The 24,740-nt window shown below is 68.2% G+C and carries 26 protein-coding genes; 9 read left to right on the plus strand and 17 right to left on the minus strand.

The window, feature by feature from the left end; all coding sequences use genetic code 11:
* Positions 1-13 precede the first annotated feature (13 nt).
* On the minus strand, positions 14-757 hold the full coding sequence (locus tag D892_RS0108650) for a Sir2 family NAD-dependent protein deacetylase (RefSeq protein WP_024800858.1): 744 nt from the start codon (positions 755-757) through the stop codon (positions 14-16).
* A 329-nt stretch (positions 758-1,086) separates the two neighbouring features.
* Here D892_RS0108650 and D892_RS0108655 point away from each other — a divergent pair, with 329 nt between their 5' ends.
* Both D892_RS0108655 and D892_RS0108660 read left to right on the plus strand, forming a co-directional pair.
* Complete coding sequence (locus D892_RS0108655; protein WP_036566834.1) at positions 1,087-1,707, plus strand: TetR/AcrR family transcriptional regulator; 621 nt, start codon at positions 1,087-1,089, stop codon at positions 1,705-1,707.
* Positions 1,708-1,919: 212 nt separating this feature from the next.
* Positions 1,920-2,327 (plus strand): cupin domain-containing protein, encoded by a 408-nt coding sequence (locus D892_RS0108660; RefSeq protein ID WP_024800860.1) that lies wholly within the window; start codon positions 1,920-1,922, stop codon positions 2,325-2,327.
* Positions 2,328-2,573: 246 nt separating this feature from the next.
* Here the strand turns inward: D892_RS0108660 and D892_RS0108665 are convergent, their stop codons facing one another.
* Both D892_RS0108665 and D892_RS0108670 read right to left on the minus strand, forming a co-directional pair.
* On the minus strand, positions 2,574-2,894 hold the full coding sequence (locus D892_RS0108665; RefSeq protein WP_036566836.1) for a hypothetical protein: 321 nt from the start codon (positions 2,892-2,894) through the stop codon (positions 2,574-2,576).
* Positions 2,894-4,105, minus strand: coding sequence for a Rieske 2Fe-2S domain-containing protein (locus tag D892_RS0108670; protein WP_024800862.1), 1,212 nt, complete (start codon positions 4,103-4,105; stop codon positions 2,894-2,896). Before D892_RS0108670 ends, D892_RS0108665 begins: the two co-directional genes overlap by 1 nt.
* Before the next feature lie 223 nt (positions 4,106-4,328).
* Here D892_RS0108670 and hsaA point away from each other — a divergent pair, with 223 nt between their 5' ends.
* The 5 genes from hsaA to D892_RS0108700 all read left to right on the plus strand — a co-directional run bounded on the left by hsaA (position 4,329) and on the right by D892_RS0108700 (position 9,214).
* Complete coding sequence (hsaA, locus tag D892_RS0108675; protein WP_024800863.1) at positions 4,329-5,492, plus strand: 3-hydroxy-9,10-secoandrosta-1,3,5(10)-triene-9,17-dione monooxygenase oxygenase subunit; 1,164 nt, start codon at positions 4,329-4,331, stop codon at positions 5,490-5,492.
* Positions 5,493-6,371 (plus strand): 4,5:9,10-diseco-3-hydroxy-5,9,17-trioxoandrosta-1(10),2-diene-4-oate hydrolase, encoded by an 879-nt coding sequence (hsaD, locus tag D892_RS0108680; RefSeq protein WP_024800864.1) that lies wholly within the window; start codon positions 5,493-5,495, stop codon positions 6,369-6,371.
* A 3-nt stretch (positions 6,372-6,374) separates the two neighbouring features.
* Positions 6,375-7,274, plus strand: a complete 900-nt coding sequence (hsaC, locus tag D892_RS0108685; RefSeq protein WP_024800865.1) for an iron-dependent extradiol dioxygenase HsaC — start codon at positions 6,375-6,377, stop codon at positions 7,272-7,274.
* Between the two features lie 22 nt (positions 7,275-7,296).
* Positions 7,297-7,935, plus strand: a complete 639-nt coding sequence (hsaB, locus tag D892_RS0108690; RefSeq protein ID WP_024800866.1) for a 3-hydroxy-9,10-secoandrosta-1,3,5(10)-triene-9,17-dione monooxygenase reductase subunit — start codon at positions 7,297-7,299, stop codon at positions 7,933-7,935.
* A gap of 412 nt (positions 7,936-8,347) precedes the next feature.
* The gene (locus tag D892_RS0108700) at positions 8,348-9,214 is read left to right on the plus strand and encodes a hypothetical protein (RefSeq protein WP_024800867.1); all 867 of its coding nucleotides are present in this window, start codon (positions 8,348-8,350) and stop codon (positions 9,212-9,214) included.
* Between the two features lie 63 nt (positions 9,215-9,277).
* On the opposite strand, the gene dmpG is transcribed toward D892_RS0108700, so the two are convergent.
* The 3 genes from dmpG to D892_RS0108715 all read right to left on the minus strand — a co-directional run bounded on the left by dmpG (position 9,278) and on the right by D892_RS0108715 (position 12,107).
* Complete coding sequence (gene dmpG / locus D892_RS0108705) at positions 9,278-10,315, minus strand: 4-hydroxy-2-oxovalerate aldolase (protein WP_024800868.1); 1,038 nt, start codon at positions 10,313-10,315, stop codon at positions 9,278-9,280.
* Positions 10,316-10,401: 86 nt separating this feature from the next.
* Entirely contained in the window at positions 10,402-11,313 is a 912-nt protein-coding gene (locus D892_RS0108710; RefSeq protein ID WP_024800869.1) for an acetaldehyde dehydrogenase (acetylating), read from the minus strand.
* Between the two features lie 8 nt (positions 11,314-11,321).
* A complete protein-coding gene (locus D892_RS0108715) occupies positions 11,322-12,107 on the minus strand; it encodes a 2-keto-4-pentenoate hydratase (protein WP_024800870.1) in 786 nt (261 codons plus the stop codon).
* A gap of 130 nt (positions 12,108-12,237) precedes the next feature.
* On the opposite strand from D892_RS0108715, the gene kstD reads away from it, so the two are divergent.
* Both kstD and D892_RS0108725 read left to right on the plus strand, forming a co-directional pair.
* Entirely contained in the window at positions 12,238-13,950 is a 1,713-nt protein-coding gene (gene kstD, locus D892_RS0108720; RefSeq protein WP_024800871.1) for a 3-oxosteroid 1-dehydrogenase, read from the plus strand.
* A gap of 53 nt (positions 13,951-14,003) precedes the next feature.
* On the plus strand, positions 14,004-14,867 hold the full coding sequence (locus tag D892_RS0108725) for a MaoC/PaaZ C-terminal domain-containing protein (protein WP_024800872.1): 864 nt from the start codon (positions 14,004-14,006) through the stop codon (positions 14,865-14,867).
* A 231-nt stretch (positions 14,868-15,098) separates the two neighbouring features.
* Here the strand turns inward: D892_RS0108725 and D892_RS0108735 are convergent, their stop codons facing one another.
* The 11 genes from D892_RS0108735 to D892_RS0108785 all read right to left on the minus strand — a co-directional run bounded on the left by D892_RS0108735 (position 15,099) and on the right by D892_RS0108785 (position 24,725).
* On the minus strand, positions 15,099-15,572 hold the full coding sequence (locus tag D892_RS0108735; RefSeq protein WP_024800873.1) for a hypothetical protein: 474 nt from the start codon (positions 15,570-15,572) through the stop codon (positions 15,099-15,101).
* The gene (locus D892_RS0108740) at positions 15,569-16,843 is read right to left on the minus strand and encodes a DUF58 domain-containing protein (protein WP_024800874.1); all 1,275 of its coding nucleotides are present in this window, start codon (positions 16,841-16,843) and stop codon (positions 15,569-15,571) included. The genes D892_RS0108735 and D892_RS0108740 overlap by 4 nt, the downstream gene beginning before the upstream one ends.
* Positions 16,840-17,790 carry a MoxR family ATPase gene (locus tag D892_RS0108745; RefSeq protein WP_024800875.1) on the minus strand — a complete coding sequence of 317 codons (951 nt, stop codon included), beginning with the start codon at positions 17,788-17,790 and terminating at the stop codon, positions 16,840-16,842. Before D892_RS0108745 ends, D892_RS0108740 begins: the two co-directional genes overlap by 4 nt.
* 44 nt (positions 17,791-17,834) lie before the next feature.
* Complete coding sequence (locus tag D892_RS0108750; protein ID WP_232236028.1) at positions 17,835-18,362, minus strand: hypothetical protein; 528 nt, start codon at positions 18,360-18,362, stop codon at positions 17,835-17,837.
* On the minus strand, positions 18,359-19,300 hold the full coding sequence (locus D892_RS0108755) for a DUF4129 domain-containing protein (protein WP_024800877.1): 942 nt from the start codon (positions 19,298-19,300) through the stop codon (positions 18,359-18,361). Before D892_RS0108755 ends, D892_RS0108750 begins: the two co-directional genes overlap by 4 nt.
* Before the next feature lie 399 nt (positions 19,301-19,699).
* Complete coding sequence (locus D892_RS46490; RefSeq protein ID WP_156959433.1) at positions 19,700-19,876, minus strand: hypothetical protein; 177 nt, start codon at positions 19,874-19,876, stop codon at positions 19,700-19,702.
* Entirely contained in the window at positions 19,873-21,051 is a 1,179-nt protein-coding gene (locus D892_RS0108765) for a lipid-transfer protein (RefSeq protein WP_024800878.1), read from the minus strand. The genes D892_RS46490 and D892_RS0108765 overlap by 4 nt, the downstream gene beginning before the upstream one ends.
* A complete protein-coding gene (locus tag D892_RS0108770) occupies positions 21,044-21,466 on the minus strand; it encodes a MaoC family dehydratase (protein WP_024800879.1) in 423 nt (140 codons plus the stop codon). The genes D892_RS0108765 and D892_RS0108770 overlap by 8 nt, the downstream gene beginning before the upstream one ends.
* Positions 21,463-22,470: a bifunctional MaoC family dehydratase N-terminal/OB-fold nucleic acid binding domain-containing protein gene (locus tag D892_RS0108775; protein ID WP_024800880.1), complete on the minus strand. Its 1,008-nt coding sequence runs from the start codon at positions 22,468-22,470 to the stop codon at positions 21,463-21,465. Before D892_RS0108775 ends, D892_RS0108770 begins: the two co-directional genes overlap by 4 nt.
* 21 nt (positions 22,471-22,491) lie before the next feature.
* Entirely contained in the window at positions 22,492-23,661 is a 1,170-nt protein-coding gene (locus D892_RS0108780) for an acyl-CoA dehydrogenase family protein (RefSeq protein ID WP_024800881.1), read from the minus strand.
* Entirely contained in the window at positions 23,646-24,725 is a 1,080-nt protein-coding gene (locus D892_RS0108785) for an acyl-CoA dehydrogenase family protein (protein ID WP_024800882.1), read from the minus strand. Before D892_RS0108785 ends, D892_RS0108780 begins: the two co-directional genes overlap by 16 nt.
* Positions 24,726-24,740: the final 15 nt, after the last annotated feature.

Raw genomic sequence — 24,740 nt, forward strand, 5'->3', positions numbered from 1 at the left:
CCGCGCCGCAGTCTCAACCGGCCAGTATCTCGTCCACCAGCTGCGGCACCGCCGTGCCGATCGGGTCGCGGACGACCTCGGTGGCCCACGGGTCGTACGGGGTCGGCTCGGCGTTGACGACGATCAGATCGGCGCCGGCCTCCACGGCCAGGGCGCACATCGAGGCGGCGGGCTCGACCTGCAGCGAGCTGCCGATGGCCAGGAATATATCGCTCGACAGCGCGATCTCCCTTGCCGCCCAGACGGTTTCGGCGTCCATCTGCTGGCCGAACATGATGGTGGCGGCCTTCAGGATGCCGCCGCAGCCGGGGCAGGACGGATCGGCCTCGCCGGCGGCCACCCGCTCCAGCGCGCCGGCCATCGTGGTGGTGTAGTCGCACTCGATGCAGACGACGTCGAACATGTTGCCGTGGATCTCCACCACCGACTCCTGCGGTGAGCCCGCCCGCTGGTGCAGGCGGTCGATGTTCTGGGTGATGATCCCGACCGTGCGGGCACGGGCGAGCCGGGCCAGGGCCCGATGCGCGTCGTTGGGCTCCGCCTGCCACGCCGGGTTGTCGCGGCGGGCCAGCCAGGCCTGCTGCCGCAGCTCGGGATCGGCCACATAGTTCTGATAGGTGGACAGCAGCTCCGCGATCGGGTCCTTGGTCCACACCCCGCGCGGGCCGCGGAAATCCGGGATGCCGGAGTCGGTGGAGATACCGGCGCCGGTGAGGACGCCGATCGGGCCGGTCCGCTGTCGCCACCCTGTCGTCATGCTCCCCAGGTTAAGGCTCCTCGGCGGGACCGGCCGAAACTATGGATTTTGATACGCTCATGTATCCGACCACTGTGGGGAGGAGTCCGGCCGTGTCGATATCCACCGAGACAGCATCCGGCGATCCGGAGTCGGCCGAGACGGCGCACACGGAACCAGGGTCCAGCGATAGCGGGGCCACCCAGGACAGATCCACTGCGGACGCCCCCATGCCACTCGGCGCCCTGGCAGCCGAGCCTGAGCCCACGAGAACACGATCCGTCGGGGCAGCACCCGCCGGCACCGAACCCACCGGCGACGTATCGGCCGTGACCACCCCCGCACGACGGATGACCAAGCGCCGAGCCCGAACCCGGCAGCGGCTCCTGGACGCCTCTTTCGAGGCATTCGCCGACGAGGGATTCGGGCGCTGCACCGTGGAGCAGATCTGCGAACGGGCGGGATTCACCCGCGGAGCCTTCTACTCCAACTTCACCTCGCTGGAGGAACTGTTCCTGGCCATGTGGGAGCAGCGGTCCCGGCAGCTGGTGCGCGAGGTGACCGCGGTGCTGGAGGACCGCGAGAGGGCGGACACCAGCCACCCGCTCACCGATGTCCGGCACGGCGTCGAGCGGGTGCTGCGCGCCGTTCCGCTGGACGAGAAGTGGTTCCGGATCACGTTCGAATTCACCGCGCACGCCCTGCGCAACCCGGCGCTGCGGCGGGTGGTGGCCGCGCGCGAGGAGACGATCATCACGGCCCTGCTGCCGGTGGTGGAGGAACTGCTCGGCCGGATCGGCCGCACGGTCACCGATCCGGCGGCGCTGGGCCACGCCCTGGTCGCGGTGCACGACGGCACCGCCACCCAATGCCTGATCGAACCGGACAGCGATATCGCCCACCGGCAGCGCGTCGACCTGTTCACGCACGTAGCGCTGGCCTACAGCACGCCGCGCGGAGACCGTTCCTGACCGGCACCGACCCGTTCCGCCCGGCGCGCGGTACAGCACACCGGCCACCGCACCTCTCCTCCGAGACCGGATACCAGCATCGAAAACGATTTCCTTCGAACAAGATTCGACCTGAAAGCGCATGCACCCGAGGTCGGCCCGAGCGGAAATCCGCCGCCATCGCCACTACGATGGCCGTCGGCAGGCACCCGGCACCCGAAATGGAGACGACCATGACCGATCGCCCCGCTCTGGCGGCCGCACTGGATCTGCAACCGCATCCGGAGGGTGGCTGGTTCCGCGAAACCTGGCGCAGCCCAGTGGAATTCGTGCCAGACGGCTACGACGGACCGCGATCGGCCGCGACCGCCATCCATTTCCTGTTGCTGCCCGGCGAGAAGTCCGCCCCGCACACCGTCCGCTCGGACGAGCTGTGGCTGTGGCAGCGCGGCGGTCCGCTGCTGCTCGACATCGGCGGTGAGGAAATCACCCTCGGTCCCGACGTAGAACACGGTCACCTGCTGCAGGCCGTGGTACCCGGCAGCGTCAGCCAATCCGCCCGCCCCGTGGGCGACGACTACGTCCTGGTCAGCTGCCTCGTCTCGCCCGGATTCGACTTCGCCGACTTCCGCCTCGACTGAGCACGGCGCCGCATCCGGACACTGTGCCGCTCCCGCTGACCGGGCTCCACCCGGCAGCGTGAGCAGCACAGCCGACGACCGAGCACCCGCGCCGTTCGGCCGACTTCGGCTTCGGTGCCGCTGGGCCGCAACGCAATTCATCGCCCGAGCCCCCGGCCCACGACCACACGATCCGGGCTTGCGGGGGCCGGCGGCGGGGCAAGCGGACCGACCCGGCGGCTCGCTCCGTGCACCGGGCCGAGCCGCCTATTCGTCGACCCTGAGTACCCCGTCGTCCACGGCCTGCTCGATCGCCTGGTCCAGGCTCGGGCAGGAGTCGGGGCGGCCCGGCCCGCCGACCAGCGCCCGGAAGACCGGGCAGTGCTCCGCCGGGTTCGTGGTCCACTGCACCGACCTCTGCTGCGAGCTGGCCTTGCGGACCAGAACCTTGGTACCGCAGCTCTGGCAGGCGATCGGCGTCAGGCCGTCCTCGAGGTAGCGCTGCTTGTCGACGACCGTCTGGGCGCGCACCTGTTCCCGCCGCTCGGGACGGTCCGCGAAATCCGGTGCCTTCGCCCAGGTGGCCATCAGGCTCCCGCCTCCTGCTTGACGGCCTCCTGCTCCTCTTCCTCCCGCTTGCGCCGCAGATTCTCGGCGACCTCGGCCTCCCATGCCTCGTTGGCCTTGGCGGTGTCGACCTCGAACTCGAAGCGCTGCACCATCTTCGGGTCGACATCGTCGACATCGCAGTAGAACTGGTCGTACCAGCGGCGCAGCTGGTAGACCGGGCCGTCCTCCTCGCACAGCAGCGGGTTGTCGATCTTGGACTTGTGCTTCCAGATCTCCACGTCCTGCAGGAAGCCGACGCTGATGCCCTCGGTCATCTTCTTCGCCAGCCGATCGGCCTTCTCGCCCTCGATACCCTTCGGCTTCTCCAGCGAGATGCCCCACTGCAGTACGAAGGAATCCTGCGTCACCGGGTAGTGGCAGTTGATCAGGACGCTGTTGACCTCGAAGCCGCTGTAGATGTTGGTCAGCGGGTTGACCATGTACGAGGGCCCGAAGTACGAGGCCTCCGACTTCAGCAGCGTGTCCCCACCGTACTGGGAGGCCATGCCGATATCCGGGCGGCCCTTCGTCTCCAGGTACTGCGTCGCGATATGCCCCTCGAAGACGTTCTTGAAGAAGGTCGGGAACGCGTAGTGGATGTAGAAGAAGTGGGCCATGTCGACCACATTGTCGATGATCTCGCGGCAGTTGGCGCCCTCGATCAGCATCGACTCCCAGGTCCAGTCGGTCCAGGCGCCGTTGAGTTCGTCGGTGAAGTTGCCGTCGGCGTCACTGTAGGGGCCCTTGATGTAGGGAATCGTGACGTCGTCCGGCGGCGGGTTGCCCTCATGGTCGTGCCAGACGAACAGCTGCCCGTTGCGCTCGAGCGTGGTCCACGAGCGGGTGCGGGCCAGCGGCGGCACGCGCCGCCCGTACGGGATCGACGTGCAGCGGCCGTTGCCGCCCCAGCGCCAGTCGTGGAACGGGCAGGCGATCGAATCGCCCTTGATCTCGCCCATGCTCAGGTCGCCGCCGAGGTGCCGACAGTAGGAGTCGAGCACCTTCAATTCGCCGTCGCTGTCGGCCCAGACCACCAGCTTGGTGCCGAATGCGTGCACGGCGTGCGGCTTACCGTCGCGGAACGGTGCGGCCAGGCCCAGGCAGTGCCAGCCCCGCGCGTAGCGGGTGGGCATGGACCCGACGTCGATCTCACGGACCTTACCGCCGCGCGCTGGTGCGCTTTGTGCCATCGTGATCCCTCCTCTAAGTACTAGAACACGTTACAAAAAAGTCCGCGCCGACGCCAGCTATCTCCGCGACTACCAGGCAAAGGCCGTCGCCCGCCGGGGGCGGACACCCGTTCTCGACAGGAATAAGAACGTGTTCTAGTCTCAAGACTAGTATCGGTCTCACCGAACCCGGTCCGTGGCCGATGAACCCGTTCGATTCGACCAGGCAGGAGCAGCCCCCGAGATGACGCAAGAAGTAGTAGAGCGGGTCGAAGCACTATTGCCCACGCTGCGCGAACGCGCGCAAGAGGCAGAGGATCTGCGCCGCATCCCCGACGAGACCATGAAGGCCCTGCAGGCCACCGGCTTCTTCCGGCTCGTCCAGCCGCGCCAGTGGGGCGGATACGCCGCCGATCCCGTCGTCTTCTACGACACCGTCCGCAAGATCGCGAGCGCGTGCGGTTCCACCGGATGGGTGGCCGGCATCATCGGCATCCACAACTGGCACCTGGCCCTGTTCGACCAGCAGGCCCAGGAGGACGTCTGGGGCGAGGACACCGAGGTGCGGATCTCCTCCTCCTACGCGCCGATGGGCGCGGGCACCGTCACCGACGACGGCTACACCGTCAACGGTTCCTGGGCCTGGTCGTCGGGATCCGACCACGCCGACTGGGTGTTCGTCGGCGGTCCGGTGATCAAGAACGGCAAGCCGGTCGACTTCGGCAGCTTCCTGATCCCGCGCAGCGACTACCGCATCGACGACGTGTGGAATGTGGTGGGGCTGCGGGGCACCGGCTCCAACACCGTCGTCGTGGACAACGTCTTCGTGCCGCGGCACCGGTTCCTGTCCTTCAAGGCCATGAACGAGCTGACCGCGCCCGGGCTGACCCAGAATACCGACCCGGTATACAAGATGCCCTGGGGCACAATCCATCCCAGCACCATTTCCGCGCCGATCGTGGGCATGGCCTACGGCGCGCTGGAGGCGCACGTCGAGCATCAGGGCAAGCGGATCCGCGCCGCCTATGCCGGCGAGAAGGCCAAGGACGACCCGTTCGCCAAGGTGCGCATCGCCGAGGCCGCCAGCGATATCGACGCCGCGTGGCGTCAGCTGTCGGGCAACGTCGCCGACGAATACGCCCTGCTTTTGGCCGGCGAGGACATTCCGTTCGACATCCGGGCCCGCGCCCGTCGCGACCAGGTCCGGGCAACCGGCCGGGCGATCTCCTCGATCGACAAGCTGTTCGAGAGCTCGGGCGCGACCGCGCTGGCCAACGGCACACCGCTGCAACGGTTCTGGCGCGACGCGCACGCCGGCCGGGTGCACGCGGCCAACGATCCCGAACGCGCCTACCAGATGTACGGCACGCACGCCTTCGGGCTGCCGGTCACGGACGGGATGGTGTAAATGACCACGACCGCAGAGCTGACCTTCGAGTCCACCTCTCGCTACGCGCAGGTGCGGGAGGACCTGAAGCTGCATTATCACGAGGCGGGCGTGGGCAACGGGCCGACGATCGTGCTGCTGCACGGCGGCGGTCCGGGCGCCTCGTCCTGGTCGAACTTCTCGCGCAACATCGGTGTGCTGGCACAGGACTTCCACGTGCTGGCCGTCGATCAGCCCGGATTCGGGTTGTCCGACAAGCCGACCGAACATCCGCAGTACTTCGTGCACAGCTCCTCGGCACTGAAAGATCTGCTCAACACCCTGGAGATCACCGATCGCGTTCACCTGCTGGGCAATTCGCTCGGCGGCGGCGCGGCGGTGCGCTTCGCGCTGGACTATCCGGACCGCGCGGGCAAGCTCGTGCTGATGGGTCCGGGCGGGTTGAGCACCAATCTGTTCGCGCCCGATCCGACCGAGGGCGTCAAGGCGCTGGGCAAGTTCAACATGGAACCCACCCGCGAGAACCTCGAGGCATTCCTGCGGATCATGGTCTTCGACCAGGACATGATCACGCCGGAGCTGATCGAGGAGCGCTTCGCCTCGGCCGCCCAGCCGGAATCGCTGGCCGCCACCCGCGCGATGGGTAAGTCGTTCGCCTCGGCGGACTTCGAGAAGGGCATGCTCTGGCGCGAGGCGTACAAGCTGCGTCAGCCCGTCCTGCTGATCTGGGGCCGCGAGGATAGGGTGAACCCGCTCGACGGGGCGCTCGTGGCGTTGAAGTCGATTCCGCGCGCGCAGCTGCACGTGTTCGGCCGGTGCGGGCACTGGGCGCAGCGCGAGCGGTTCGACGAGTTCAACAAGCTGACCATCGACTTCCTGTCTCCACCCAAGGAGAAGTGACACATGGGTATTCGCGCGCTCGGATACATGCGCATCGAGGCCACCGACATGGCGGCCTGGCGCGAGTACGGCCTCAAGGTGCTCGGCATGATGGAGGGCGACGGGCCCGACAAGGACGCCCTGTACCTCCGGATGGACGAGTTTCCGGCCCGCCTGGTGATCGTGCCGGGCGAACAGGACCGGCTGCTGGTGTCCGGCTGGGAGGTCGCGAACGGCCCTGAGCTGCAACAGCTTCGAGAGCGGTTGTCGGCCAACGGGGTGGCGTTCAAGGAGGCCACCAAGGAGGAGCTCGCCGACCGCCGGGTCGAGGGGATGATCCGGTTCGAGGACCCGTCCGGCAACACGCTCGAGGCGTTCTACGGAATGCAGTATGTCGCACGGCGTTTCGTCAGCCCCTATGGCCACAAGTTCGTCACCGCCGAGCAGGGCTTGGGCCACGTGGTCTTGACCTGCACCGACGATGCCGCGGCGCAGGCGTTCTACCAGGGTGTCCTGGGCTTCCGGCTGCGCGACTCCATGCGGCTGCCGCCGCAGCTGGTCGGGCGGCCCGAGGACGGCGACCCCGCCTGGCTGCGCTTCTACGGCTGCAACCCGCGTCATCACGCCCTGGCCTTCATGCCGATGCCGAACTCCACCGGCATCGTGCACCTCATGGTCGAGGTGGAGAACTCCGACGACGTCGGCCTGTGCCTGGACCGCGCGCTGCGCAAGAAGGTGAAGATGTCGGCGACTCTCGGCCGGCACATCAACGACAAGATGCTGTCGTTCTACATGAAGACACCGGGCGGCTTCGACATCGAATTCGGCTGCGAGGGTTTGGAAGTCGAGGACGACGACTGGATCGCCCGGGAGTCGACCGCGGTCAGCCTGTGGGGGCACGACTTCAGCATCGGGTTCAAGTAGTAGTCAGTCAGGAGTGAGCGACATGGCGGCGGACGGCGTGGTGGGTACCGATCTCCCCGAGACGGTTGACACGGATCTCCCCGAGACGGTTGACACGGATCTCCCCGAGATCGATGGCCGGCAGTTCCGGAATGTGCTGGGGCAGTTCTGCACCGGCATCACGGTCATCACGACCTTCGGTGACGATGGAGCGCCGGTCGGGTTCGCCTGCCAGTCGTTCGCCGCCCTGTCCCTGGATCCGCCGCTGGTGCTGTTCTGCCCCACCAAGGGCTCGCGCACCTGGGCGGCCATCGAACGAGCGGGCAGGTTCGCCGTGAACGTGCTCGCCGAGGAACAACAGCAGGTGTGCGCCCGCTTCGGCTCCCGCGAAGCCGACAAGTTCGCCGGAATCGACTGGCGCACCTCGGATCTGAAACTCCCGATTCTCGACGACTCCCTCGCCACGATCCAGTGCACAGTGGCGAACGTCGTCGACGGCGGCGATCACCACATCGTGTTCGGCCGAGTCCTGGCCCTGTCGGAGTCCACCGACTCCGGCAGGCCGCTGTTGTTCTACCGAGGCCAGTACACCGCCATCGAACCGGAGAAAACAGTCCCCGCCCCCTGGCGAGCGGATCTGGAACATTTCCTCACCACAACCACCCTCGACACCTGGCTGTAGAAAGGTCCTGCTCGAGCAACCCGAGGCCGAACCTGCACCACGTGATCGGCATCGAGCCGCATGAGCAAGACGCTCCAGCCGCTTCATACGCCTCGACCGCGCCGGCCTCACGCATCCGACGATCTCCGGGTTCTGCCCAGTCGCTACGCTCAGCCATCGATCTCATCCTCCTCGGCAGAGTGTTGCTCTGCGATACAACGCCCCGTCGGCAGCGATGAACTGGTCGAACGTTCCCCTACCGCATTTCCGGCAGGAGCGCACCGGCAGGAGCGGAGACGTCCATCGGAGCCTGGTACGACAGCATCGGATGCACTGGTTCGATGACGCGTGACTTCATGTCGGACGGTGGAGCGGAGTTGCGCAAAACCGGTGCGGTCCAATAGATGTCGGTGCCCACCGCTACGGTGCATGCATGCCTTCGACCCCGCACGAAGTGGTGATCGATATGTTCTCGGAGCGGCCGCAACTCGTCGCTCCGTTGTTGTCCGCGCTTGGCTGCGAGCTACCCGAGTACGAGGCCGTGGAACGCCGGTCGGAGCGAGCCGCGGTGGTGGCGCCGACCGAGTACTACGCCGACGCGGTGCTGGCCTTCCGGCGCCGTCGTGAGACCGTTCTGGCGGTGGTACTGGAGGTCCAGTTGCGGCGCGACCCGGACAAGCTGTGGTCCTGGCCGGTGTACACGGCGTCGCTACGGGCGCGGATGAGGTGCCCGGTTCTGCTGCTGATCATCTGTCCGGACGCATCGACCGCGAGTTGGGCGGCGCAGCCGCTGGATTTCGGCTATGGCAACCCGCCCACGACATTGACACCGCTGGTCCTGGCCCCTTCGGCGGTGCCGGTGGTCACCGATCCGAGGGTAGCGATCGAGCTGCCGGAGCTGGCTGTGCTGTCCGCGGTGGCCCATCCGCGGCACCCCGACCACATCGAGATCTGGCGGGCAGTCGCCGCCGGTCTGCGTGATCTCGGGGCCGACCCGGCCCTGCGATACCATGATTTCATCCTGACGATGCTGCCGCGAGCTGTTCGTCCTGCTTGGGAGGCTTTTATGTCCACCGGTCTGCGTGACTACAACTTCACCAGCGACTTCGCTCGCAGGTACATTGCCGAGGGCGAAGCGAAGGGCGAGGCGCAGTCGGTTCTGACCGTTCTCGACGCCCGCGGCATCGACGTACCCGATGAAGTCCGGGACACGATCACCTCCTGCGAGGACCTCGAACTGCTGCAAAAATGGCTGCGCCGCGCGCTGGAAGTCAGCCGGGCCGACGAACTGCTCGACTGACCAGAAATCGCATCGGCCTGACCACGGTGAAATCCACGTGACCAGGCCGACTGCGGAGACGACTCAGGCTGTAGCGGCCTGCTGTTCCCGCTGGAGTTCCAAAGCGATGTCGATCAGCTGGTCCTCTTGCCCGCCAACCAAATTGCGCTTGCCGGCGCGAACCAGCATCTCCGCCGCGGAGACGCCGTAGCGTTCGGCCTGGCGTTCGGCGTGCTTGAGGAAGCTGGAGTAGACGCCCGCGTAGCCCATCATGAGGGACTGGCGGTCGAGGAGGCATTCCTGGGGCATGGCGGGGCGGACTACATCCTCGGCGGCGTCGGCGATGTCGAAGAAATCGATGCCGGTCTTGACGCCGATCTTGTCGCAGACGCCGACGAACGCCTCGACCGGAGTGTTGCCCGCGCCCGCGCCGAAACGCCGTGCGCTGCCGTCGATCTGCTTGGCGCCCGCGCGGACGGCGTAGACGGAGTTCGCGACCGCGAGGTCCAGGTTCTCGTGGCCGTGGAAGCCGACCTGGGCGTCGTCGCCGAGCTCGTCGACCAGGGCCGAGATGCGGTCGGAAACCTGTTCCAGCACAAGGGCTCCCGCGGAGTCGACCACGTAGACGCACTGGCAGCCCGCGTCGGCCATGATGCGGGCCTGTTCGGCCAGCACCTCCGGCGGCTGGGTGTGCGACATCATCAGGAAGCCCACGGTCTCCAGGCCGAGGTCCCGAGCCAGGCCGAAGTGCTGGATGGAGACGTCGGCCTCGGTGCAGTGCGTGGCGATGCGGACGATCGAGGCGCCGTTGTCCTGGGAGACCTTGATGTCCTCCTTGACGCCGACGCCGGGCAGCATCAGCACGGCGATCTTGGCCTGCTTCGCGGTCTGCGCCGCGATCGTGACCAGTTCCTGCTCAGGGGTTTTCGAGAATCCGTAGTTGAACGAGGAACCACCCAGTCCGTCGCCGTGCGTCACCTCGATCACCGGCACGCCGGATTTGTCGAGGGCACTCACGATGTCGCGCACCTCGGTCGTGGTGAACTGGTGCCGCTTGTGGTGCGACCCGTCCCGCAGCGAGGTATCGGTGACGCGGATGTCGAGAAGATTGCTGTAAGGCATGTCGTGCTCCTTAGGGCTGTGTCCGATGGGGCCTGAGCGGGTGCCCTACGTGGTTACGCATGCTGCCGCCGCCAGGCACTGACCGCTCAGACCCGTACCGAGACGATCTGATCGGCGACGACCTCGCCGACCCGGGTGGCGGCGGCGGTCATGATGTCGAGGTTGCCGGCGTAGGGCGGCAGGAAGTCGCCCGCACCCTCCACCTCCACGAACACCGAAACCTTCGCCATCCCACCGGAAACCACCGACGGCTCGTCGAACTGCGGGTCGTTGAGCAGCCGGTAGCCCGGCACGTACTGCTGGATGTCGGCGACCATGCGGTGGATCGACTCGGCGATCGCGGCGGTGTCGGCATCCTCCGGAATCGCGCAGAAGATGGTGTCGCGCATGATCATCGGCGGTTCGGCCGGGTTGAGGATGATGATCGCCTTGCCGCGCTGGGCACCGCCGATGGTCTCCACACCCTTGCTGGTGGTCTTGGTGAACTCGTCGATGTTGGCGCGCGTCCCGGGACCGGCCGACACCGACGACACCGACGCGACGATCTCCGCGTAGGGCACGTCGACGACCCGCGAGACGGCCGCGACGATCGGAATCGTCGCCTGCCCACCGCAAGTGATCATATTCACGTTCGGCGTATTCAGGTTGTCGCTCAGGTTCACCGGGGGCACCACGGCGGGACCCACGGCCGCCGGGGTCAGGTCGATGGCCCGAATGCCCGCCGCCTCGTACTTCGGTGCATACTCCCGGTGCACGTACGCGGACGTGGCCTCGAACAGCAGCTCCGGCTTCTCCGGCAGCGCCAGCAGCCGGTCGGCGCCCTCGTGCGAGGTCTCCAGGCCCAGCTCGCGGGCGCGCTTCAAACCCTCACTGTCCGGGTCGATCCCGATCATCCAGCGCGGCTCGATCTTCTCCGAGCGCAGCAGCTTGTAGAGCAGGTCGGTGCTGATGTTGCCCGAGCCCACAATCGCTGCGGCAACCTTTCCCTTCGCGGCCATGAAGACTCCTAGCTGAAATTCAAACGGACAGAACCGAGTCCGGCGAACTCGGCGTGAAAGGCATCACCCGGACGGGCGTCGATGGCGCGGGTACAGGAGCCGGGCAGCACGATGTCGCCGGCCTTCAACCGCACCCCGAACGAGGCGACCTTGCGGGCCAGCCACGCCACCGCGATGGTCGGATCGCCGAGCACCGCATCGCTGCGCCCCTCGGCCACGACCTCACCGCTGCGGGTCAGCCGGGCGTCGATGTTCTTGATGTCCAGCAGCTTCGGGTCCACCCGCTCCGGCCCGAGCACCCAGCCCGCCGACGACGCGTTGTCGGCGATGGTGTCGCACAGCGCGATCTTCCATTCCTTGATGCGGGTATCGATCAGCTCGATCGCGGGCGCATAGGCGACGGTCGCGTCCAGCACATCGGCCTCGGTGCACTCCTCGCCCGGCAGATCCTTGCCGAGCACGAAGCCGACCTCCACCTCCACCCGCGGGTACAGGTACCGGGTGGTATCCACCGGCACGTCCTCGAAGACCTGCATCTCCGCCAGCAGATGGCCGTAGTCGGGCTCGTCCACGCCCATCATCTGCTGCATCGCCTTCGACGACAGCCCCACCTTGTGGCCGACGACCTTCGCGCCGCCCTCGAGCCGCTGCCGGATGTTGATCAGCTGGATCTCGTAGGCGTCGACCACATCGATCTCGGCATGCCGTGCGACCAGCGGGTCGATCGGCACCCGGTCGCGCTCGGCGACCGCGAGCTCCTTGGCGAGTTCACTCCGTACCGCGTCGGACAGCACGCTTGTTCCTTCCACTGGGGCCCCGGTCGGCAAGAGGACCACAAACTGAAACGAGTTTTCCTGGGAAAACCGGCGCCAGTCGAGCCTTCTGCCAGACCAATATAGACCGAACCTGTACTGATTCTATAACGTGTTCTACATGACTGATCGGGATTACGACGTGGTGGTGGTCGGCAGTGGTGCCGCCGGGATGACCGCCGCGCTCACCGCCGCCCACCACGGGCTGCGCGCGGTGATCATCGAAAAGGCCGCTCACTACGGCGGGTCCACGGCGCGCTCCGGCGGCGGCGTGTGGATTCCCGGGAACAAGGCGCTGAAGGCGTCGGGACGGCCCGACGACCGCGAGGAGGCGCGCCGCTACCTGCACAGCATCATCGGCGACGTGGTGCCCAAGGAGCGGATCGACACCTATATCGACCGCGGCGCCGAGGCCCTGGACTTCGTCCTCGATCACACGCCGCTGAAGCTGAAGTGGGTGCCGGGATACTCCGACTACTACCCGGAGGCCCCGGGCGGGCTCGGCGCGGGCCGCTCCTGCGAGCCCAAGCCGTTCGACGCCAAGGTCCTCGGCGAGGAGCGGTTCAAGCTGGAACCGCCGTACTCCAAGGCCCCGCTCAACGTCGTGATCATGCAGGCCGACTTCGTCCGGTTGAACCTGATCCGCCGCCATCCCAAGGGCATGCTGCGGGCCATGCGCGTCGGCGCGCGCACCTACTGGGCCAAGTTCACCGGCAAGCACATCCTGGGCATGGGCCAGGCCATCGCCGCCGCCATGCGCAAGGGGCTGCTGGACGCGAACGTGCCGCTGCTGCTGAATACGCCGATGACCAAGCTGGTCATCGAGAACGGCGTCGTCACCGGCGTCGAGGCCCAGGAGCACGGCAAGCCCGTCACCTTCACCGCGCGCCACGGCGTGGTGCTGGCCAGCGGCGGTTTCGAGCACAACGCCGAGATGCGCACCAAGTACCAGCGCCAGCCCATCACGACCGAGTGGACCACCGGCGCGGCCGCCAACACCGGCGACGGCATCGTCGCGGGCATGGAGGCCGGCGGCGCCGTCGGGTTCATGGAGGACGCCTGGTGGGGGCCGACCATCTTCAAGGGCCCCGGCCGGCCGTGGTTCGCGCTGGCCGAGCGGAATCTGCCCGGTGCGATCATGGTCAACGCCGACGGGAAGCGATTCGGGAATGAGTCCGCTCCTTACGTCGAGGCCGTGCACACCATGTACGGCGGCGAGTACGGGCAGGGCGAGGGCCCGGGTGAGAACCTCCCCACCTGGCTGGTGTTCGACCAGCGCTACCGCAATCGGTACCTGTTCGCCGCGCTCCAGCCCGGCCAGCGCTTTCCGTCCCGGTGGATGGAAGACGACAACATCGTCAAGGCCGACAGTATCGAGGAACTGGCCGGTAGGATAGGCGTTCCCGCGGACAATCTGGCCGCCACCATCACCCGGTTCAACACCTTCGCCGACAAGGGCACCGACGAGGACTTCGGCCGCGGCAACAGCCACTACGACCGGTACTACGGCGATCCGACGGTGAAGCCCAATCCGTGCCTGGCCGCGCTGGTGCAGGGGCCGTACTATGCGGCCAAGATGGTGCCCGGCGACCTCGGTACCAAGGGCGGCCTGGTCGCCGATACCGCCGGCCGGGTGCTGCGCGAGGACGGTTCGGCGATCGAGGGCCTGTACGCCTCCGGCAACTGCTCGACCCCGGTCATGGGCCACACCTACGCCGGACCCGGCGCGACCATCGGCCCGGCACTCGCCTTCGGCTACCTGGCGGTGCTGGATATCGTCGAGCGCTCGCGGCAGGCGGCGGCCGGTCAGACGGCGGGCAAGTAGCAGAACCTACTCGGCGCCCGGCTCGGTGGCGCATCGAGGGATTGAGGAGAACAATGCCGATCGATCCGAAAGTCGCACTCGGAGCGGCGCTTCCGACGCTGGAGTTCGCGTGGACGCCGTCGGACGTGCAGCTCTATCACCTGGGCCTGGGTGCGGGTGCCCGGTGGACCGATCCCGGTGAGCTGCGCTATCTCGACGACCAGGCGCCGCAGGTGCTGCCGACGTTCGCGACCGTCGCGCACTCACTGCGGGAGACCGAACCGCCGAAGGTGAGTTACCCGGGCGTGGAGATCGAGCTGTCGAAGGTGGTGCACGGCAGCCAGGAGATCGTGGTGCACCAGCCGATCCCGGCCACCGGCAAGGCCACCAGCTCGGGCCGGATCAGTGAGGTCTGGGACAAGGGGTCGGCCGCGGTGATCATGCGGGAGACCACGGTCACCGGCTCGGACGGTGACCCGCTGTGGACGGAACGCTCGTCCATCTTCGCCAAGGGCGAGGGCGGGTTCGGCGGCGAGCGCGGACCCAGCAGCAAGTCCGAACTGCCGGGCCGGGCACCGGATTTCGACGTCGCCACGCCGACACTGCCGCAGCAGGCGCTGCTGTATCGCATGCTGGGTGACCGCAATCCGCTGCATTCGGATCCGCAATTCGCCCGCGACGCAGGGTTTCCCCACCCGATCCTGCACGGCCTGTGCAGCTACGGTCTGGTCTGCAAGGCTGCCACCGACACCGTGCTGAATTCGGATGCCGGGCGGGTCACCGGTTTCCGGGCGCGCTTCGCCGGGGTGCTCTACCCCGGGGAAACAATTCGCTCGCGAATCTGGTTGGAAGGTAATGAGCTGACCATCGCCGCGACCGCCGTCGAACGCGAGGATGCCCCGGTTCTGGGCGACGTGAAGCTCACCTTCACCGCCTGAGAGCCCACCGCCGGAAACCCCCGAACTCCGTCACCCCGGCGCCTGGAATCACTCCCGCCGGGGTGACGGAACACCAGCTAGTCGGCGTCCGGGAAACCATTCGCGAACAGGATCGCGATGGCGACGGAGCAGAGCACGGCAACGACCGGAATAATCCACATCCCTCCGACACTACAAGCCGTAGTACTTAGCGAGGGTCACGGAAGCCGGTCATGTGGCCAGTCCCACACATCACCGCCCGGCCGCGGCGTCATTCGATGCGGCCGGCTCGTCGTCGGCGGACGCCCGGTCGTTCATCAGACCGTGAATGACCAGCGCATAGAGCAGGATCACCACGATCGGAGCGGCCAGCGGGGCCCAGGCCAGCTGCTGGGGAACGAATGCGGCCGCGACGGCGGCGACCGCGAAGACCAGCGCGCCGGTGACCGACGGCAGCGTCGTCGGCACGACGCCGCTCGGAGCGTGCACCGTGGCCGTATTGAGCAGATAGGTCGTCGCCACCAGCCCCGTGGCCGCCGCGGCCGGGGCGCCGGTGTCGTCCCAGGCGAGCGCGGCGAGGGCCACGAACACCGCCGCGACCGCGCACACCCGCCGGCGCCAGCCCGCCACCACCAGCACCACCGCGGGAATCGCCGCCCACGGCAGCACGATCGCCACGGCCACGGTCAGCAGCAGCCCGGACAGTACGGCGAGAAATCGGGTCATCGCCGCACCCGCACCAATCGCCGCTGTTCCGGCAGCAGCCGCATGATCTGGTCCAGCCGGGTGTCCTCGGACCAGGCCACGATGTCGACGCCGACGGTGCCCATATCGCGATACATCGACGCCCGCTCCAGCTGCCACATCCGCGCCAGCGTGGGCTCGAGCTGTTCGCGGAACGGGGTGCCGCGCAGTACATCCACCACCACGACGACGTGCCCGCGCTTGCGCAGGTCGATCAGGGCCAGCGCGAACTGGGTGTCCAGCAGCGTCGAGAACGCCACCACGATCGCGCCCAGTGGGACGGCCGCGTACGGGGCGAGCGTGCCGGAGGTCGGGATGTGCTCGTCGCCGACCTCGAGCACCGTGTCGACGATGCGATAGAACTGGCGGCGGCCGATATCGGGGCGCAACCAACGCGGGGCCCGTCCCAGGCACACCACCGCCGTGCGGTCGCCGGCCTGCAGCGCCGACTGGGCGACCTGCGCCGCGCCGCGCACCGACAGTTCCAGCGAATCCGTCGCCGGTCCGGGTGCCTGGAGCGAATTATCCACGAGCACAACGACATCGGCGGCTCGATTGGTGAGCCGCTCGGTGACGTAGAGCCGGCCGCGGCGCGCGCTCACCGGCCAGTTCACCGTGCGCAGCTGATCGCCGGGCGCGTAGGCGCGAATGTCGGCGTACTCCACGCCCGGACCGTGCCGGCGGGTCAGGTGGGTGCCGATGCGTTCGGGATAATCGGTGCGCGGCAATCGGATTCGCTGCGGATCGGCGATCGGGTACACGTATACCTCGCCCGCCGGCAGCGATGCCGAGGCGACGCTCAGCCCGGCCGGACTGAGTGCGGTGACGCGCACGGTCATCGGGTAGCGGCCCCAGCGCCCGGTGGACAGCGCCAGCCGCAGACCGGCGGGCGCCGGACCGGAATCCACGGATTGTTCGACCCGCACGTCGATCCCGCTGCTGTCCTCGGGCCGGCAGCGCAGCAGCGCGTGCCCGTCCTCCACGAAGGCGGCGACACTCATCACCACCTCCTCGGACTCGAAGCAGCGCAGCGCGCCGGCCCCGTCGACCTGAATCCTGGTGCGCGACACCTGCCACGGCGCCGTCGCCAGCACACCGAGCATCGGCGCGGCGAACACGACCAGCTGCCAGCGGCCGAGCACCACCGCCAGCACCAGCGCCGGTACCGCGGCACCGGCGAGCATGAACACCAGCGGCGCGGGGCGCCACCGCAATTCGGTCTCGGCGACCGAGCTGGTATCGCGATGCCTCATGTGACCGTGGCGCGCGGCACCGGCAGCCGGCGCAGCAGCTCGGCGATCACGTCCTCGCCGCGGATGCGCCGCACCCACATCTCGGGGCGCAGCGTGATGCGGTGTGCGAGGGCCGGTACGGCCAGGGCCTTCACATCCTCGGGGACCACGTAGTCGCGGCCCAGCAGCAGGGCGCGGGCGCGGGCCATCTGCACCAGATCCAGTTCCGAGCGGGGGCTCGCGCCGACCTCCACCTGCGGGTGGCCGCGGGTCGCGGCGGCCAGCGCCACCACGTAGGTGACGACATCCGGGTGTACGGTGACGAATTCGACGGCCTGCCGCATCTCCATCAGCCCCTGGGCGTCCACCACCTGACCCACCTGCGGCGGCACCGAACCGCGTTCCAGCCGACGGCGGATCATCTGGGTCTCGTCCTGTTCGGACAGATAGCCCAGCCGCAACTGCACGGCGAAGCGGTCCAGCTGGGCCTCGGGCAGCGGGTAGGTGCCCTCGTACTCGATCGGGTTGTCGGTGGCCAGCACGATGAAAGGCTGTGGCAGTGGGAAGGTTTCGCCGTCGATGCTGACCTGCCCCTCGGCCATCGCCTCCAGCAGCGCCGCCTGGGTCTTGGGCGGTGTGCGGTTGATCTCGTCGGCCAGCAGCATATTGGTGAACACCGGGCCGCGGCGGAAATTGAAACGGCCCGAATGCATGTCGTAGATGGTCGAGCCGATCAGGTCGGCGGGCAACAGATCCGGGGTGAACTGCACCCGGGTGAACTGCAAACCCAAAGCGGCGGAGAAGGATCTGGCGATGAGTGTCTTGCCCAGACCGGGTAGGTCCTCGATCAGGACGTGGCCGCCGGCCAACACCGCGACCATGATCAGTTGTAGCTCTTCTCGTTTGCCGACGACGACGCGCGCAATCTCCTGCAACACCGCCTCGGTGCGTTTGATGGTCGCGTCCATCGGTGGCGTCGTCATATTCGCACTCGCACTCATCTCTACCTTTTTCACATGGATTGCAGGCGGCGCAGAATCTCGTCCAGCGCCGCGCGGCCGGGAGCGCGGGTGGTCTGATCGCGCAGCGCCGAATTCGCCGGATCCACCCACCGCCACAGCTCTTCGCCGAACAGCAGCTTGCCCGCGGTCTCGGTGGCGCGGCGATTCTTGGCGGTCCGGTGCCCGCTGGACAGCTCGAACTCCTTGGCCAGCAAGGGGCGCAGGTGGCGGTCCCAATCGGCCCGCGAGCCGTCGGCGCGGTCGGCGACCATCTCGGCGCGGGCATGCCAGTTGCGCAGCGTCTCCGCCGGGCCGTTGTCTATCTCGTCGTCGGCGGGGTCCGCGCGTGGTTTCGGGCGGGACCGGTCGACCAGCGACCACAGCAGCAGGCCCAGCGCACCCAGCACCGGCGCACCCGCCAGCACGAGCAGCACGTCGCGCTGATGACCGAGCCCGATCACCTCGATCAGCGCGACCACCGCGATCGCGCCGCCGACAACGACCCAGCGCGACACCGTCACCGGAGTGGAATCGTTCACAGCCGCGCCCCCTGCAGGTCGTTCAGCACGATCCGCAACAGCTGCTCGGCCCGCATCCGTTGCCATTCCAGCATGGCGTGCGGGCTGAAGCGGGCCTCCTCGAACAGCGCCACCAGTTCGCGGGCGGACGCGTCGTGCAGGGCGCCGCGCTCGAAGGCGCGGGCCAGCACCTCGGACGAGGTGTCGGAGATCAGCGGCGCCACCTCGCGGGCCTGGGCGAGGCCGCGTTCCATGGCGCCGTAGCAGGCGATGATCGCGGTGCGGGCGTCCTGGCCCGAGGCGATCATCGCGGCCAGGCCCATCTCGGCCACCTGCGCCAGCGAGACCCCGGGATCCGCCGGAACATGGTCGGGCACAACGGGTTGCGCTGCCGGGCGGGCGTGGGTGCCGACGGCGACGACGACCAAGCCGATGAGCGCCGTCGCGACCAACGCGGCCGCCGACACCGCGACGAGCGTCATGGCGCCGTCGCCGAGTTCCGGCGTGCCGGAGAACGGCTTCGGCGTCGGCGGGGGCGTCTCCACCGGTGCCGTCGGCGTCGCACCGGCCGGCGGTTGCCGCACCTCGGTGCGGGATCCGCCCGTCACCAGGTACAACGCCCACGCGGCGGCCGCGAACAAGGCGATGACGGCCAGCAGGACCAGCAGAGCCAGGCCCAGTCGGCGCAACCGCCCCGGCTGCGGGCCGGCATCGCGGTCCTGATCCGGCAGCGACAGCGGGAGCCGGTGCTGGCTGGTGATCACGCCGGCCAGCAGGATCACCACCGAAACCAGCGACAGCACCGGCATCAGGGCGACCGTGACCGCCGACGGCGGTGAAACCGCGCGCGGCCCACCCGTTCCCGGGATGTATCCGCGCAGCGTGACGACCGCGAGAACCAGCAGCGCGATCAGCCCGATCGCGCGCGGTATCGCCGCACCCACCACGCTCACGGACATCTCCCAGAAACTTCGGTACTGCTCGAGCAGCCCATATCGTTACATGCCGAATGGTTCGCCAGGAGGGAAATGGTGACACCCGGGGTACCGGAATTCCAGCCATAGGACCCGCAAATGATCAATATCCGGAAAAACTGTGATCGTGCACAATTCGACTGCGCGGAAATACGTCTCCGGCACAACCGATCGGACGGGCCGGTAACCGAGGCGAACGGCCGGTTCGCCGCCTCGACATGCCTGTGCGGGACGGTACACGGCACCGGCTCGGCGGCCGTGCGGCCCCTACCGGAACCAGTCGCGCCTATTCTCCGGTGCACACGGGAAGCGTTCCCGATCGAATTCGAAATACTCGCGATTCGGACTCTCGGTAAAACCTGGGCGGATCGTTCCGGTCGTATTTCACGGAAAAGGGCCTGCGGCAGGCAGCCAGGGGTTCACGATCGGTACCCCGGTCGCCTCGAAATCCCCGGCATTCCTGGTCACCACGGTCATACCGTGCACCGGCGCCGTGGCCGCGATCAGGGCGTCGCGCACCGGCCGCACATCGGGGACGTGCGGCCGGTGGGGCGAAATCAACCGGCGGTGAGGACCAGGCCCGAGGTCGGGACGCCGGTGCCCGCGGTGACGGCGATGCGTTCCAGGCCGTCGACCTGGTTCACCGAGGTGCCGCGGATCTGGCGGACGCCCTCGGCGATGCCGTTCATGCCGTGGATGTAGGCCTCGCCGAGCTGGCCGCCGTGGGTGTTCAGGGGCAGGCGGCCGCCCACCTCGATGGCGCCGTCGGCGATGAAGTCCCTGGCCTCGCCGCGCGGGCAGAAGCCGAGCTCCTCCAGCTGCATCAGCACGAACGGCGTGAAGTGGTCGTAGAGGATGGCCGCCTGCATATCCTCGGGGCGCAGGCCGCTCTGGGACCAGAGCTGATCGCCGACCAGGCCCATCTCGGGCAGGCCCGTCATGGCGTCACGGTAGTAGCTCGTCATGACGTACTGGTCGGCACCGGAACCCTGTGCGGCGGCGGCGATTACGGCTGGTTTACCCGGCAGGTCGCGGGCCCGTTCGACGCTCGTCACCACGATCGCCACGCCGCCGTCGGTCTCCTGGCAGCAGTCCAGCAGATGCAACGGCTCCGCGATCCAGCGGGAGTTCTGGTGTTCCTCCAGGGTGATCGGCTTGCCGTAGAAGTGCGCCGCCGGATTCACCGCCGCGTGCTTGCGGTCGGCGACCGCGATCCGGCCGAAATCCGCACTGGTGGCGCCGTATACGTGCATGTACCGGCGGGCCACCATCGCGACCTGCGCGGCCGGCGTGCCCAGGCCCTGCGGATAGGCCCAGGCGGCGTCGACGCCCGATGAGGTCGCCGCCGTCGCCAGATGCGTGGCGAACTGGCCGAACCGGTGCCCGGAGCGCTCGTTGAACGCCCGGTAGGCGACGACGACATCGGCCACACCGGTCGCGACGGCCATCGCCGCCTGCTGCACGGTCGCGCACGCCGCCCCGCCGCCGAACGGAATGTTGCTGAAGAACTTCAGATTCGGAATACCCGCCGCCCGGGCCACCGCGGCCTGGGTGTTGGTATCCATCGTGAAGGTGGTCAGCCCGTCGACATCCGCGGGCTTCAGCCCGGCGTCGTGCAGTGCGGCCGTGACCGCCTCCGCCGCCAGCCGCAGCTCGCTACGCCCGGACTCCTTGGAGAAGTCGGTGGCGCCGATGCCCGCGATCGCGGCCTTACCGCTCAGTCCCGAGTCAGTCACGCGCGTTCTCCTCCAGTGCGATAACGGCTTTCGCCGTGATGTGGTCGCCCAGGCTGTCCCGGCCGATCACCTCGATCTGGATCTCGCCTCCCTCGACCGCCGTCACGGTGCCGGACAGGGTGAGGGTGTCGCCCGCGTACAACGGCACACCCAGCCGCAGCGCAAGGGATTTCACGATCGCCTTCGGCCCGGCCCAATCGGTGACGAACCGCTGCACCAGCCCCGTATCGGTGAGGATGTTGACGAAGATGTCCTTCGAACCGCGCTCCACCGCTTTGTCCCGATCGTGGTGCACGTCCTGAAAGTCCCTGGTGGACAGGGCGGTACTGACTACGAACGTCGGGTCGGCGTGGATGGTCAGCTCCGGCAGCACCGTGCCCACCCGCACGGCGCCCGGGTCCACAGTGGATGTCATGCGATCTCTCCTCCTGACCGGCGTCGCTCCCGGGGCCCTCCGTGGTCACGCGAGCTGCCGCCTCCGTACCCGTCGCTCGCGGCGCGCCAGTACGGCACGGTGTTGTCGTCGTCGAGCTTCTCGAAGGCCACCTCGACCGGCTGCCCGACCCGGACCGCATCGGGTTCGACGCCGCGCAGCTCACCGAGCACCCGCACGCCTTCCTCCAGTTCGACCAGCGCGACCACGTACGGCAGTTGCCGCCCGGGCACCTTCGGCGCGTGGTGCACGACGTAGCTGAACACCGTGCCGCGACCGGAGGCGACCAGGTAGTCGGTCGCCTTCGTCTTGTCCTCCCACAGTGCCGGGACCGGCGGATGCCGCAGCGTGCCGTCGGGCAGCCGCTGGATGCGCAGCTCGCCGACCTTGGTTCCCGCCCAGAAGAATTCGGTGTCCTGAGAGACCGTCGGCCGCGCTCGCTTGCTCAAATCATCTTGTGGCTGAGCGGGTTTCACTGTCCCGGGCGCGAACTTCAGCATCCGGAACGCCATCTCGGTGACCGGCTCGTCGCCCACGTACCAGGTCAGGATGTAGGTCGCGAACCAGCCCTCGCCGAGTCCGGTGCGCTTGGGCCCCACCAGATCCCGCAGCTTCGTGCGGGCCTGCACCCGCTCGCCGACCCGCAGGTACCGATGGTAGGTCTGCTCGCAGTTGGTAGCCACGACGGAGGTGTAGCCCGCGGCATCGAGCAGGTCGTTCACGGCGTTCATCGGATCGTCCGCCGGCCGCGCCCCGTGCAGTCCCGGCATCGTCCACACCTGCGCCATCGCCGGCGGCGCAACGATTCCCGGATGTCCCGCGTCGCGCGCGGCCTGCTCGTCGACGTAGATCGGGTTGGCATCGCCGATGGCCTCGACCCAGTTGTTGATCATGGGTTGGTTCACCGGATCGCGGGCCACCCGGGGCGCGCATTCGCCCTCCCGCATGATCCGCTCACCGGCGGCGGCGATCTGTTCCGCTGTCATGGTTTCCGGCACGGGAAACTCCTATCTCGGTACGCGCGGCAGCTGCAGCCCGGCGGTGGCGATGAGTTCACGCATGACCTCGTTGACGCCGCCGCCGAAGGTCACCACCAGGTTCTGCTTGGTGCGCCGGTCCAGCCAGCCCAGCAGCTCGGCGGTGGCCGGGTCGGCAGGATCGCCGTAGCGGCCGACGATCTCCTCGGCCAGCCGCCCGGCCTCCTGCAGCGACTCGGTGGAGTAGACCTTGGTCGCCGAGGCGTCGGCGATCACGCCGTTCGGATCGCTCTCCATACGGTCGGCATTCGCGGCCACCTGCCAGTTCAGCAGTTCGTTGAGCCGGACCATGGCGTGCATCCGGCCGAGCATCCGCCGCACGTCCGGCTCCCCGAGCACGCCCTGCTCGCGCGCCCAGTCCTTGGCCCGGTTGTAGAGCTGCTCGATCTTGCCGGACGGCCCCAGGCTCACCCGTTCGTGATTGAGCTGGGTGGTGATCAGCTTCCAGCCGCGGTTCTCCTCGCCGACGAGCATCTCGGCCGGCACCCGCACGTTGTCGAAGTACGTGGCGTTGGTGTGGTGCGCGCCGTCGCAGGTGATGATCGGCGTCCACGTGTAGCCCGGATCCTTGGTGTCCACGATGAGGATCGTGATACCGCGGTGCCGCGACTCGGCCGTCCCCGTGCGGCAGGCCAGCCACACGTAGTCGGCCTCGTGCGCGCCGGTCGTGAAGACCTTCTGCCCGTTGACGATCCAGTCGCCGTTCGCGTCGCGCACCGCGCTGGTGCGCAGGCTGGCCAGGTCGGTGCCCGCTTCCGGCTCGGAATAGCCGATCGCGAAATGCACGTCCCCGGACAGGATCGCGGGCAGGAACTTCTTCTTCTGCTCCTCGGTGCCGAACTGCTGCAGGGTGGGGCCGACCGTCATCAGCGTCACCAGCGGCAGCGGCACGTCGGCGCGCGCCGCCTCGTTGTAGAAGATCTGCTGTTCGAGCGGCCCGAAGCCCTGCCCGCCGTACTCCTTGGGCCAGCCGACGCCGAGCCGGCCGTCGCCGCCCATGCGCCGCACCACCGCGCGGTAGGCGTCGCCGTGCCGGTTCACCGACATCTCGGCCTCCTCCTCGGGAGTCACGAGATCGGCGAAGTACGAGCGCAATTCGTCACGCAGCCGGCGCTGCTCGGCCGTTAGGTCGATGAACATCTGGCTCCCAATCGATCCAGCCGGAACGACGCGCCGCCGAGCCAGCGGGCGATGTCCTTGGCCTGTGAGTAGTAGCGATGCAGCGGATGGGTCATGTCCACGCCGATACCGCCGTGCAGGTGATGGCATTTCTGCATGGCCGCAGGCAGATCCGAGGCGACGCAGTAGGCGAGCACGTCCAGGTCGTCGTCGGTGCGCTCGCGGTGCTCGGGGCTCGGATCCTCCTGGGCCAGTGCCCAATTCGCCGACACCGCGGCCGCGTGCAGCGTGCGGGACATGACGTAGACGTCGGCGATCTGCTGCGCCACCGCCTGGAATTCGGCCAGCGGCCGGCCGAACTGATGCCGGGTCCGCACGTGTTCGGCGGTCAGCGTCAGCACGCCCTTCAGCAGCCCGTCGGCGACCGAGCCGATCGACGCCAGCGCCAGCCGGTGCAGGTCGTCGAGCACCGCCGAACCGGCGCCCTCGGCCAGCAACTGTGCCGCCGGGATCTCGGCCTGCTCCAGCCGCACCGAGAATTCCGGCGCACCGGTGGAGGCCGGGCTCTCCCGCAGCGTGACGCCCGGTGTGCCGGCGTCCACGACGGCCACCCCGGAATCGGTCGGGATCAGCAGCCAGCGGGCCCGATCGGCGTACGGCACGGCCACCTTGTTTCCGCTGATCCGCACCACGTCGCCGTCGGTCACGGCGGTCGTCTTCGGCCGCGCGGCGAACGGCGCCCCGGGCTCGTGCAGGGCCGCGGTGAGCACGGCTCCCTCGGAGACCGCCGGAAAGACCTTCTCCGCCAACGCCTCCGGCGCCCGGCCGACCAGCGGCAGCACCCCGAACCCGAACGTGGCCAGCGCCGGCGCCTGCACGGCGTCGGTGGCCAGCTCGGTCAGCATGGCGGAAACCTCCGGCAGTCCCATGCCGTCGCCGCCGTAGCGCTCCGGTAGCGCGACCGCCAGGAGGCCGCTGTCGACGAGTCTCGGCCAGAATTCGACATCGCGTTCGGTGTTGCGCTCCAGCAAACTCACAACAACCTCGGCGACCGCGTCCTGGCTCTCGTCCCTGTTGAAGTCCAATGCAATGCTCCCGTG

Origin of the sequence: Nocardia sp. BMG51109 (assembly GCF_000526215.1) — a bacterium.
Lineage (GTDB): Bacteria > Actinomycetota > Actinomycetes > Mycobacteriales > Mycobacteriaceae > Nocardia.

Bases quoted from the DNA above. Each gene is read 5' to 3' on its own strand.
- D892_RS0108650 (WP_024800858.1), bottom strand. From the start codon at position 757: ATGACGACAGGGTGGCGACAGCGGACCGGCCCGATCGGCGTCCTCACC.
- D892_RS0108655 (WP_036566834.1), top strand. From the start codon at position 1,087: ATGACCAAGCGCCGAGCCCGAACCCGGCAGCGGCTCCTGGACGCCTCT.
- D892_RS0108660 (WP_024800860.1), top strand. From the start codon at position 1,920: ATGACCGATCGCCCCGCTCTGGCGGCCGCACTGGATCTGCAACCGCAT.
- D892_RS0108665 (WP_036566836.1), bottom strand. From the start codon at position 2,894: ATGGCCACCTGGGCGAAGGCACCGGATTTCGCGGACCGTCCCGAGCGG.
- D892_RS0108670 (WP_024800862.1), bottom strand. From the start codon at position 4,105: ATGGCACAAAGCGCACCAGCGCGCGGCGGTAAGGTCCGTGAGATCGAC.
- hsaA (WP_024800863.1), top strand. From the start codon at position 4,329: ATGACGCAAGAAGTAGTAGAGCGGGTCGAAGCACTATTGCCCACGCTG.
- hsaD (WP_024800864.1), top strand. From the start codon at position 5,493: ATGACCACGACCGCAGAGCTGACCTTCGAGTCCACCTCTCGCTACGCG.
- hsaC (WP_024800865.1), top strand. From the start codon at position 6,375: ATGGGTATTCGCGCGCTCGGATACATGCGCATCGAGGCCACCGACATG.
- hsaB (WP_024800866.1), top strand. From the start codon at position 7,297: ATGGCGGCGGACGGCGTGGTGGGTACCGATCTCCCCGAGACGGTTGAC.
- D892_RS0108700 (WP_024800867.1), top strand. From the start codon at position 8,348: ATGCCTTCGACCCCGCACGAAGTGGTGATCGATATGTTCTCGGAGCGG.
- dmpG (WP_024800868.1), bottom strand. From the start codon at position 10,315: ATGCCTTACAGCAATCTTCTCGACATCCGCGTCACCGATACCTCGCTG.
- D892_RS0108710 (WP_024800869.1), bottom strand. From the start codon at position 11,313: ATGGCCGCGAAGGGAAAGGTTGCCGCAGCGATTGTGGGCTCGGGCAAC.
- D892_RS0108725 (WP_024800872.1), top strand. From the start codon at position 14,004: ATGCCGATCGATCCGAAAGTCGCACTCGGAGCGGCGCTTCCGACGCTG.
- D892_RS0108735 (WP_024800873.1), bottom strand. From the start codon at position 15,572: ATGACCCGATTTCTCGCCGTACTGTCCGGGCTGCTGCTGACCGTGGCC.
- D892_RS0108740 (WP_024800874.1), bottom strand. From the start codon at position 16,843: ATGAGGCATCGCGATACCAGCTCGGTCGCCGAGACCGAATTGCGGTGG.
- D892_RS0108745 (WP_024800875.1), bottom strand. From the start codon at position 17,790: ATGGACGCGACCATCAAACGCACCGAGGCGGTGTTGCAGGAGATTGCG.
- D892_RS0108755 (WP_024800877.1), bottom strand. From the start codon at position 19,300: ATGTCCGTGAGCGTGGTGGGTGCGGCGATACCGCGCGCGATCGGGCTG.
- D892_RS0108770 (WP_024800879.1), bottom strand. From the start codon at position 21,466: ATGACATCCACTGTGGACCCGGGCGCCGTGCGGGTGGGCACGGTGCTG.
- D892_RS0108775 (WP_024800880.1), bottom strand. From the start codon at position 22,470: ATGACAGCGGAACAGATCGCCGCCGCCGGTGAGCGGATCATGCGGGAG.
- D892_RS0108780 (WP_024800881.1), bottom strand. From the start codon at position 23,661: ATGTTCATCGACCTAACGGCCGAGCAGCGCCGGCTGCGTGACGAATTG.